5 protein-coding genes are annotated in these 11,429 nt (G+C 46.3%); 3 read left to right on the forward strand and 2 right to left on the reverse strand.

Features of this window, described 5'->3' with window-relative positions; all coding sequences use genetic code 11:
* Positions 1-2 precede the first annotated feature (2 nt).
* Together lgrE and HP567_RS17995 are read left to right on the forward strand one after the other, a co-directional pair.
* A complete protein-coding gene (lgrE, locus tag HP567_RS17990; protein ID WP_173609158.1) occupies positions 3-785 on the forward strand; it encodes a linear gramicidin aldoreductase LgrE in 783 nt (260 codons plus the stop codon).
* Positions 782-2,326 carry an aldo/keto reductase gene (locus HP567_RS17995; protein WP_173609157.1) on the forward strand — a complete coding sequence of 515 codons (1,545 nt, stop codon included), beginning with the start codon at positions 782-784 and terminating at the stop codon, positions 2,324-2,326. Before lgrE ends, HP567_RS17995 begins: the two co-directional genes overlap by 4 nt.
* A gap of 83 nt (positions 2,327-2,409) precedes the next feature.
* Here the strand turns inward: HP567_RS17995 and HP567_RS18000 are convergent, their stop codons facing one another.
* Both HP567_RS18000 and HP567_RS18005 read right to left on the reverse strand, forming a co-directional pair.
* Entirely contained in the window at positions 2,410-3,174 is a 765-nt protein-coding gene (locus HP567_RS18000; protein ID WP_173609156.1) for an ABC transporter permease, read from the reverse strand.
* A gap of 1 nt (position 3,175) precedes the next feature.
* Positions 3,176-4,111 carry an ABC transporter ATP-binding protein gene (locus HP567_RS18005; protein WP_173609155.1) on the reverse strand — a complete coding sequence of 312 codons (936 nt, stop codon included), beginning with the start codon at positions 4,109-4,111 and terminating at the stop codon, positions 3,176-3,178.
* A 490-nt stretch (positions 4,112-4,601) separates the two neighbouring features.
* Here HP567_RS18005 and HP567_RS18010 point away from each other — a divergent pair, with 490 nt between their 5' ends.
* Positions 4,602-11,429, forward strand: coding sequence for a non-ribosomal peptide synthetase (locus HP567_RS18010; protein WP_173609154.1), 6,828 nt, complete (start codon positions 4,602-4,604; stop codon positions 11,427-11,429).

Here is an 11,429-nt window from a genome sequence, read left to right on the forward strand (position 1 = left end):
CTATGCAAAAGATGTACGTTTCCCAGAACAGATGGCTACTCTCTGCAAAAACGACGGCAGAGGCAGAAGTGCTATTATTTTGCTTTCACTATGCTGGTGGCCATGCTGGTATTTATCGGGATTGGCAAAAAAAGCTGCCTGTTCAGATTGGCGTTTGTCCTGTACAGCTCCCGGGCAGAAGTAATCGCTTTTTAGAGCCTTGCTACACGGATTTGTCTGTAATGATTCGTGATTTGGCAGAAGCGCTCCTTCCCTATCTGAATCGACCGTTTGCCTTTTTTGGACATAGCATGGGAACGCTGGTCAGCTTTGAGCTGGCCAGATATTTACGCAAACATTACAACCTCAAGCCGCAGCACCTGTTTGCATCCGGATACCATGCTCCACATCTACCAGATCCGGGTGAAGCTATCCATCATCTCCCAGATCAAGAGTTTCTGGAGGGCGTACGAACGATGAATGGCACGCCAAAGGAAATTTTTGAGGACCAGGAGATTCTGAATATGCTTCTCCCTACGCTTCGGGCCGATTTCACGATATGCGAGACGTATCGGTATCAAGACGAGGAGCCGCTGGAGTCGGGAATAACGGCCATTGGCGGTTGGCAGGATCCTGACTTTTCCATAACACATCTCGAAGCCTGGGCAGATCACACGAACGCTGCTTTTCAAACCTACATGCTGGAAGGGGACCATTTCTTCATCCATTCGCAACAGGACCAAGTCATTAGTATTGTGGGGTCAACTCTTCAAAATTATCTTACTGGGTACAGGGGGATAGGATGATGACAGGAAAAGCAACACGAGAGGGGACACAGCGCCTAGCTCAGGCCAATCCCCATCTTTTCTATAAGCAATTTGGCAGCTTCGATGTGTGGATCAGTCAGGTTGGATTCGGAACGTACCGGATTGATGAACAGGATGAGCAGTACCAGCAGGCTCTCCGTAAAGCGTTGCTCGAAGGAATTAACTTGATTGACACGAGTAGTATGTATACAAATGGGAGCGCCGAGAAAGTCATCGGTAATGTGCTGAAGCAGCTGATAAGTGAGGAAAAAATAAAGCGGGAAGAGCTTGTAATCGTGTCCAAGGCCGGTATCGTACAAGGCGAGGATTCCGAGGAAACGACGAAGAGGACAGCGGAAGGAAAACCGTATCAAGACTTCACGACGGTACACGAAGGATTGTCGATATGTATCCACCCTGAATATCTTCAAGACCAGCTGACACGCAGCCTGCAGCGCTTGCAGGTTGACACGATTGATTGCTACATGCTGCACAATCCAGAGTGGTATTTGCTATGGGCCAAAATGAAAAAGATCAAACAACAGGAAGCGTATGATGAATTATTAGAGCGAGTGGAGAAGGCTTTTCGACATCTGGAGAGAGAAGTAGAATCAGGTCGGATTCAATGCTATGGAGTCAGTGCCAATTCGTTTGTCAGCAATGTCAAAGAATTTGATTTTATTGCGTTAGATACCCTCTGGGACATTGCAGAAAAGATTACGCCGAATCACCATTTTCGCGTCATCCAGTTTCCAATGAACATGTACGAATCCGGTGCCATACTGGAAAAAAGTCATGCGCAAGGCAAGAGTGCCTTGTTATTTGCCAAGGAAAAAGGGCTTGGTGTCATGACCAACCGGACGTTAGATGTGACAGCAAAGGAAAAAATCTTCCGCCTGACGAACATCCAACTAGATCAGAGCGCGGTCATTGACGAAAAAGAAGCCATTCGTCGAATCAAGGATTGCTTGAATCGTGTAGATGATGTAGAGGATCAGATCGTCTATCGCGTCTTGCCATTATTAAAAATGGAGAAGGAAGATGTGAAAGAGCTGAAGAAAAAAATATCATCTGGAGCTACACTTCGCAAATACTGGAAAAAGCTATACTCTGCCACAAATGTGCAAAATGTGAGAAACTTCTTGTTTGAACCGATCATCGAAGATATTCGCAATACGATTAAAAGGCATGAGGGCTTGGACGACCAGACGCAGCAATGGCTGGATACTTACAAGGCAGCTCTCATGGAGACAGCAGAAGCTTTGCAGAGCTACTACGCCCCGAAAGACTACCAGCGTTCACTGGATATCTCGAAAGAGCTGACGAGGGTGAAACCGCATTTAATGACAACAGATAACCTCAGCCAATCCGCGATTAGAACGATGCGTGCCACTCCAGAGGTGCACAGTGTCCTCGTAGGGATGAGACGTGAGCATTATGTAGAGGATGTACTAATGGAATTGAAGAGACCTTTAGATACGATCATGCAAGAAGAAGACTGGCATACGATGACGCAAACTCTCAAAGCGGTTATTGGCTAAAAACAAAACCCAAAAGTAAAACCACCTTATGGAATCGTGTAACAACAACGATTTCATAAGGTGGTTATTTTTCATCCCCTCGGTTATTTCCACTTGCTGATGATATGCTCGCGATCAAACACTTTAATACTTATCTGGAACAGGATCAGGGCTACCACCGCACAAAGCGTGACCATACCCAGATAGATTACCGGATTGCTCATCATGGAGAGGAAGATGACCTGACTGACAGCAAGTCCGATGATCGGCAGAACCAGTATGGCACCAAATTGTTGGGCTGCTGCGACGTTGTCAACTTTGGAGGAAACAATGACGCTCATGGATACGCTGATGATCGAAATAAATGGAACCAGCAGGAGCATCGCGAGAATAAATACGATGGAAAAATACTCGCCAGCATTGTCAAAGGTTGCAAAGATGAACCCTAGAAAAATTAGCTGTACCACCCAGGTCAAAGCGATGGAAGGCAAGGAGTAAGCTAAGACCTTACCGAGCAAAAACTCCTTGGTGGAAATCGGGGTGACCAGTACGCTTTCCAATGTTCCTGTCATTTTTTCCATGATGATACTCGTCGTGGCAAATGTTAAGGGGATCATCGCCGGTACAATCAGGAACAAAAGGAAGTAGAAGCGGGCAATCGCTATATGACCATCTGTACCTGCCATGTTAAGGAGGGGATTGGTCAATTTCATCAGGTTAAGGATGAACTCCATTTTACCGTTTTGGGCAAATACAGTAGTGATCAGAGCGACAATCAATATAACGAATGGTGCCGCAAGGTTCGTAATCAATACGGAGCGGGCAGCGAAAAGCTCTTTCCATTCCCGGAGAATAACAAATCCCGGCATCCTAGATCGCCTCCTTTTCTTGATTCAACAAGCTGAGATAGGAGTCCTCCAGTGACACGGAGATGGGTGCTATGTAATTGACGGTAATATCCGCAGCAACCAGCTTTTTGACCAGCTGAGGGTTTGAGGTCTTCGGATTGGCTACCCTCAGATGGAACTGATCTTCGGTGCGCTTATACGTCTCCACTTCCTCGGCGGCTTTAATGATCTGTTCCGATTTATTCGAATCCGCTCCTACGTCAAGAAGCACATTGTAGGTGGTCCACTCTTCGCGGAACTTCTGTGGGGTGGTTAATCGAATCACCTCACCCTTAATGATGGCGAATTCATGACATAACTCATCAATTTCTGCGAGGATATGTGAACAAAAGATGATCGTTTTTCCAGATGCAGCCCACTCGCGAATCAGATCTTTCAGCTTCCGGGTGCTGACCGGATCGAGATTGGCTGTGACCTCGTCTAAGAAAAGCACCTCTGGGTCGTGTAAAATCGCGCAAACAATCGAAAGTTTTTGTTTCATTCCCTTCGACAATCTGCCGGCAGGATCATTTCTTCTGTCCCACAAATCGAACTGGCGTAGCAAATACTCGATGCGTGAAGCACGCTTGGCTTTGGGAATCTGGTAGCAGGAGGCGAAGAATTCCAGGTTGTCCAACAGAGAAAGCTTGTCATACACCCCGGGAGATTCCGTTACACAACCAATTTTTTTGCGAATCTCTTCTTTATTTTTGCTGATTTGATGACCGAGGATAGTGACTTCTCCTGACGTAGGCTCAATGAGGCAGGACAAGATACGTAGAGAGGTTGTTTTTCCAGCTCCATTAGGTCCAAGTAGACCGAAAATTTTACCTTTGGGAATCGAGAGGGAAATGCCATCGAGAACTTTTTTGTCTCCAAACGATTTTTTGAGATCCTTAATGACGATTGCAGGCTCCATAAAAAAATCCCCTTTCCTAGATTTCTCTGTGACTCCAATTTCATGTGCAGCTCTCATATCGTAACCTTTTTATCCAATTCGGAATATTAAAAATCTGTAAAGGTAATGAGTTGATTACCAAATGGGCAAAACCAACTGGAGATGGAGACACAGAGGCAATTTCATATCAGAGTGAAATGTCAAATTGAGCGAAGTGCAGCATTGAAAACGGGAGTTGTCAGAAATTGTCAATTTTTACCAGTGGTAAACTTACCTCCTTTCATCGCTCAAAACAAGCAGAGTAGCGCCTTTTGGCGTTCTTTCCTCTATTTGTCGGGCCAAAAAAATAAAAAAATTTACATACAACTACTTGCAGAGAACCATATTTTTGAGTTATATGTAAAAACATGTAACAAAAAGTAAAAATGTGGTACAACTTCCATCTAGGATGATTTTCAATCGAAGTCAACTTTTTGTCAACGAAATTATGAGAAATGCTGGTGATGTTTTTTTGAGAATACTATTCCTAACAACATTCATGAGCAAAGAAAACAGGATTGTCCAGTATCTGGAATCAAGAAACCACGAAGTCATTGTGTGCACAAAAAAATGGGAGCAACAAACCGAATATTTCGAAGAGATTGACTATGTTGTCAGTTACGCGTACGGCTATATTCTGGGTAAGGAAATCGTTTCTCATTTCAAAGGGCGCATTGTCAATCTACATACATCCCTCTTGCCCTGGAGCAAGGGGAGAGACCCTGTTTTCTGGAGCATTTGGGATGAGACACCAAAAGGGGTTACGCTACACCTCATAGACGAGAACATCGATACCGGCAATATCCTTGTTCAGGAAGAGATTTCTTTTAATGACGATGATACGTTGATCGATTGTTACAACAAAGCGAATCAGGTGATTGAAGACCTGTTCATCCGAGAATGGGAGAACATTGTCAGCGGGCGGATCACACCTTTTCCACAACCAACTGGCGGATCGATTCACTACAAAAAAGACCGAGATTTCTACAAAAACCTGAATATGACTACCGTAAAAGAACTGCTGACATTAAAGCGTTTTTGTGGGAAACGAACACAAGTAGAGAGGCAGAGCGATCTAACCTATCATCAGTTGTTTGAACGACAAGTCGAAGTGTCACCGGACAGTCTGGCAGCTGTATGTCAAGACCAGTCCTTGACATACAAACAGCTAAATGAGCGAGCCAATCAGTTAGCTCATAACCTTTGTGCCAAAGGAGTTAAGCCTGACGATCTGGTGGCGCTCATGATGGACAGATCACTGGACATGCTGGTGAGTATTCTCGCCGTTCTAAAGGCAGGGGCTGCATATCTCCCTATCGATCTGGATTATCCGGATGAACGAATCGCTTATATGCTAAACGACAGTAGTGCACCTGTTTTATTGACACAGACTCCCTTTATCGAAAAGGCGAAAAGCATCTGCGAACTAGAAGTGATGGACGTGTGTGACCCTGATAGCTTTAGCGACAGAAAAGAGAATCTACCGCACGTCAATCGATCAACAGATCTCGTCTATGTCATGTATACATCGGGATCGACCGGTTTGGCCAAAGGCGTGATGATCGAGCATGGCAACTTGGTAAATTTTTGTGAATGGCATCGCCAGTACTTTGAAGTGAGCCATGAAGACAAAGCCCTTGTCTATTCCAGTTTTTCATTTGACGGATCTGTATTGGATATTTTTCCCTATCTGCTCACGGGCGCTTCACTACACATCGTGCCAACTGCCCTGAAGTATGATCTGATTGCCTTGAATGATTATTGCAACCACGAAGGCATTACGATCAGCTTTTTTCCGACGGGAGCAGCTGAACAGTTCATGCAAATGGATAATCGTTCTTTTCGAGCGATGCTTACAGGCGGGGATGTGCTAAAAAAGGTTGATCGGCGCGGTGCTTACAAGCTGTACAACTTGTATGGACCGACAGAGTGCACGATTCTTGCTACTGTTTTTGAGGTGGACAAGCAATACCAGAGCATTCCGATTGGCAAGCCGATTGGTCATACCTCCATCTTAATTTTGGACGAAAAGCTGGCTTTACAACCGATTGGGGTAGCAGGCGAGTTATTTATTCTCGGTAGAGCGTTGGGACGAGGGTATGTGAACCGACCAGATTTGACTGCTGAGAAATACATCATTCATCCGCAGACGGGGGAGCGCATGTACCGCACGGGAGACAGGGCACGCTGGTTGCCTGACGGGAACATCGAGTTCATGGGCCGCCTCGACAATTTGGTGAAAATTCGCGGATATCGGATCGAGCCAGGAGAAATTGAACCTTTCCTCATGAATCATCCAATGGTCGAAATGGCAACCGTTATCGCCAAAGAACGGGAGGATGGCCGCAAATACTTAGTTAGTTACTATGTTGCTCCTGATGAAATCCCTTTTCACGAGCTGAGGGAATGGCTCGGAAATGATCTTCCTGATTACATGATCCCGACTCACTTTGTTCACATGGACGCGCTACCGCTCACCACGAATGGAAAGGTAGACAAGCGGGCATTGCCAGATGTACAGGGAGATGAGGAGCTGCTGAGGGAATATTACGTCGGGCCGACTGATGAGCTTGAACAACAATTGGCCCACGTGTGGAGCAGTGTGCTGGGAATCTTGCAGGTGGGAATCGACGACCATTTTCTTGAATGCGGTGGGGACTCGATCAAGGCCATGCAGCTCATTTCCCAGTTCAAAAATATCGGATTCGATTTGAGATATGACCAGCTTTTTAAGCATCCAACGATTCGCCAATTGAAACGTTTGTTCACAGAGCAAGAGCAGACGAACATACAACCATTGCAAGAGCTGACCGTACAACAGCAATACGAAACATCCGCGGTGGAGAAACGGATGTACATTATCCAACAGCAGAATCCAGAGTCGATCGCATACAATGTGACATTCACGGTTGACTTTCCCCACTCCGTAGATGTGGAGCATATCCAGCTGGCCTTGCAACAGCTGGTGATACGTCACGAAGGATTACGAAGCACGTATCACATGTATCATGACGAAATCGTAAAGCAAATTGTCACGTGTTCCGAACTATCATTTGTCCGTCAAACGGGTGTAGAAGAGGTACTGCACAGCCTACTTGCAGAGCACATCAAGCCATTCGATTTGGCAAAGGCGCCATTGCTCCGGGCTGGAATCATTGAAACTCCTGACAAAAAGGTTCTCTGGCTCGACTCCCATCACATCCTCATGGATGGATTATCCAAGTCGATTTTGTTACGGGAATTACAGACTTTACTCGAACAACAGCAGCTTCCCCCTTTACAGAGTACCTATAAGTCGTTTGCGCACTGGCAAAATGACTGGCATGCAAGCGAGGAATACAAACAGCAAGCTGCTTACTGGAAAACCCTTCTTGAGGGAGAGCTTCCCGTTGTCCAGCTTCCTACACGAAAACGTCCGCCGCAACTGACATTTGATGGGGCTACGATCACGTATCGCGCAACCAAAGAACTCACGAGAAAGCTCAAGACCACCGCAACCAAACATGATGGAACCCTCTATATGCTGATGCTTACCATCGTATCTGTCTGGCTATCCAAGATGAATAACGACAGCGAGCAAGTCATACTAGGTACCGTAACAGATGGAAGACAGCATCCAGATACGCGAGAGATACTTGGGATGTTCGTTAATACCTTGCCACTTCTACTCTCAATTGATCATGAAGAAAGCTTCTTACATAACCTGCAACAGGTGAAGCAAGAGCTTTTGTCCGCTTTGCAAAACCAGTACGTTCCCTTTGATAAAATTCTCGAAGGCTCCGGCGCAAGACGCGACGGGAATCGTCATCCCCTGTTTGATGTGATGTTCATGATGCAAAGCACATCGGAGACAGGGTTGGAAAACTACACGCGTCATATCAACAACAGGATTAGCAAGTTCGACCTGACACTAGAAGCAGTGGAGCGGGACAATGAGCTGCACATTGTCTTTGAATACAACACAAGGTTGTTTGATGAATCCATGATCCACCGCATGATTGCGCAGTTTGAACACCTCCTTTTGCAAGCTGTTCACGCTTTGGAGGCGCAAGTTAAAACGTTTGAACTAATGCCTCAAGCGCAACGCCTCGATTTGTTACTAGGGGTAAACGATACATCCAAAACATACCCCGGCAAATTGATCATGCAGTTGTTAGAAGAATGGGCTGCTGTTACACCTGACAAGATCGCATTGGTTCTTGGCGAACAGTGCATGACGTATCGAGAGCTGAACGAACGAGCTAATCAACTGGCACATACCCTCCGGACAAAAGGGGTGAAACCAGACGATCTGGTGATGCTGATATCGGAACGATCCTTCGAGATGATAGTGGCCATTTTCGCCGTATTGAAAGCAGGTGGATCCTATCTGCCGATCGATCCGAACAGTCCGGCTGACCGAATTTCCTACATTTTCACAGATAGCGGCGCTAAGATGGTGATGGCACAGTCCCGTTTCGTTGAAAAAGCAAGCTTTACAGCGGGTGTTATAGATCTGGACAGCGAGAGGAGCTTTTCCCCAGATACAAGCAATCTACCACTGGTTAACATGCCGGATGACCTCGTGTATGTCATGTACACATCAGGCTCAACCGGGAAGCCCAAAGGCGTGATGATTGAACACGGGGGGCTGCTCAATGTGCTCCATGCCATGCAGGATGAATATCCGCTAATGAGTGAAGATGCGATCCTGCTGAAGACGACCTACATTTTTGATATCTCTGTAGCCGAAATTTTCGGATGGATACCTGGAAATGGAAAATTGGTGATTCTCGAGCCAGAGGCAGAAAAGACTCCCAAAGAAATATGGCACGCGGTAGTCCAAGAAGGGATCACCCACATCAATTTCGTGCCATCCATGTTGATTCCGTTCGTCGAATATCTGGAGGGGCGAAACGAAGCCAACCGATTGCGGTACATTCTTGCTTGTGGGGAAGCGATGCCGGATGATCTCGTGCCAAAGGTGTATGAAGTACTGCCGGAGGTGAAATTGGAAAACATCTACGGGCCAACAGAAGCGACCATCTATACGTCCCGTTATTCGCTCGCAAAAGACTTACTGGAGAGTCCTGTCCCCATTGGAAAGCCACTGCCCAACTATCGAATGTACATTGTCAATCAGTATGGACAGTTGCAGCCGATAGGCGTTCCAGGCGAACTCTGTATAGCTGGGATCAGCTTGGCAAGAGGATATTTGAATAACGAAGAGCTGACCGCGGAAAAGTTTGTTGCCCATCCATTAGAGGCTGGAAAGCGTATCTATCGCACTGGTGACCTGGCACGCTATCGTGAGGATGGCAACATCGAGTATCTCGGACGGATGGACCATCAGGTGAAAATTCGTGGATACCGCATCGAGTTGGATGAAATTCGAAGCAACCTGATTCAGGAAGCGTCCATTGATGATGCGGTGGTTATGGCCCGAGTGGACCAGAACAATCAGGCATACTTATGCGCCTATCTGCTTTCCGCGAAGGAATGGACAGTCAGTCAATTGCGAGACCTGCTTCGCCGTGAATTGCCAGAATATATGATACCTGCCCACTTCGTTCTCATGAAGGAGTTTCCCCTTACATCCAACGGCAAGCTAGATCGCAAGGCTCTGCCCGAACCGGATGGAAGTGTGAGAAGCGAAGTGGAATATGTAGCCCCCCGCTCTGAAATGGAAAAGATTCTTGCCGGAATTTGGGGAGAAGTACTTGGCATCGAGAGAGTAGGGATTCAAGACAGCTTTTTCGAGCTTGGTGGGGATTCAATCAAGGGTTTGCAGATCGCGTCTCGTCTGCAACGGATGAATCTCATGATGGCAGTCAATCATCTGTTTAAATATCCAACCATCGAACGAATGGCACCGTTTATCATTTCCGAGAGTATCAATTTCGATCAGGGACTGGTAACAGGGCCTGTCTTGCTTACACCAATCCAGCACTACTTCTTGGAACGGATAACATCAAGTAGACATCACTGGAATCAAGCCATGATGGTTTTCAGCCGAGAGGGCTTCCATAGCGAACTATTGATGGAGTCTCTCCATGCACTTGTGCTTCATCATGATGCCCTGCGCATGAGCTTTATCGAATCGGATGAGGGATTTGTCCAGTTTAATCGGGACGACGATGGTAATCTGTTCGAATTCCATGTGTTTGATTTTACAGAAGAGCTGGACGCTCGTAACAAAGTGGAAGAAGAAGCAAGCCGTCTTCAAGCCAGTATGAATTTACAGGAGGGGCCGCTCGTTCAAGTAGCGCTCTTCAAGACAAGAGTAGGTGACCATCTGCTTTTTGCGATTCACCATCTGGTTGTTGACGGTGTGTCTTGGCGAATCCTTCTGGAAGACTTCCGAATCGCCTATCAGCAAGTAGCCTCAGGTAATCCAATTGCTATAACGGAAAAAACACATTCTTATCAAAAATGGGCGAAAGAGCTGAAAACCTTTGCCAATAGCAAGAAGCTTGTCAATGAACTAGCTTATTGGAAAAAAGTCGAATCCATTCCGTGCCCTCCCTTACCGAAGGATCAGGAGACCATTTATCAGACCGAAATGGAGACGATAACAGCGTCGGTTCGTTTCTCCAAAACGGAGACGGAACAATTACTGCGCCATACAAATCACGCCTACCAAACGGAAACGCAAGAGATCTTGTTGACTGCCTTGGGAATGGCAATGCAGGAATGGACAGGGGCAAACGATGTAAAGGTCTTTTTGGAAGGACATGGACGTGAAGAGATTGTCAAAGGCTTGAATGTATCCCGTACGGTAGGTTGGTTCACTTCCCTTTTCCCTGTCGTGCTGCCTGTAGCCAAATCGGGCCAATTGGGGGAGCAGATCAAGCTGGTCAAAGAAACGATGCGTGCCATTCCTAATAAAGGAATCGGGTATGCCATCCTAAAGCATCTCACAGATTCCGAGCACAAACGAGACATCCATTTCACACGCCAACCCGAGGTTGTGTTCAATTATCTGGGACAGTACGATGCCGATCTGGACAATGAGCTTTTCACATTATCGGATCTACCAGAGGGTAGAGTACTAGGCCCTCATGCCGAGCGCATGCACCCGCTCGATATCTATGCCAAGATTATCGGTGGAGAGCTAGTTATCTATTTGAATTACAATCGCCATGAGTATCACAAAACGACGATAGACAAGCTCATGGGACTCTATCAATTTCATTTGAACGCTATTATTTTACATTGTTTACAAAAGAAAGATTCTGAGTTAACACCGAGTGATTTCGTGGACAAGAAGCTCTCTCTGGAAGAACTCGATGACATTATGGACTTGATAGGCGATTTGTAA

Origin of the sequence: Brevibacillus sp. M2.1A, from assembly GCF_013284355.2 — a bacterium.
In the GTDB taxonomy this organism is placed as follows: domain Bacteria; phylum Bacillota; class Bacilli; order Brevibacillales; family Brevibacillaceae; genus Brevibacillus.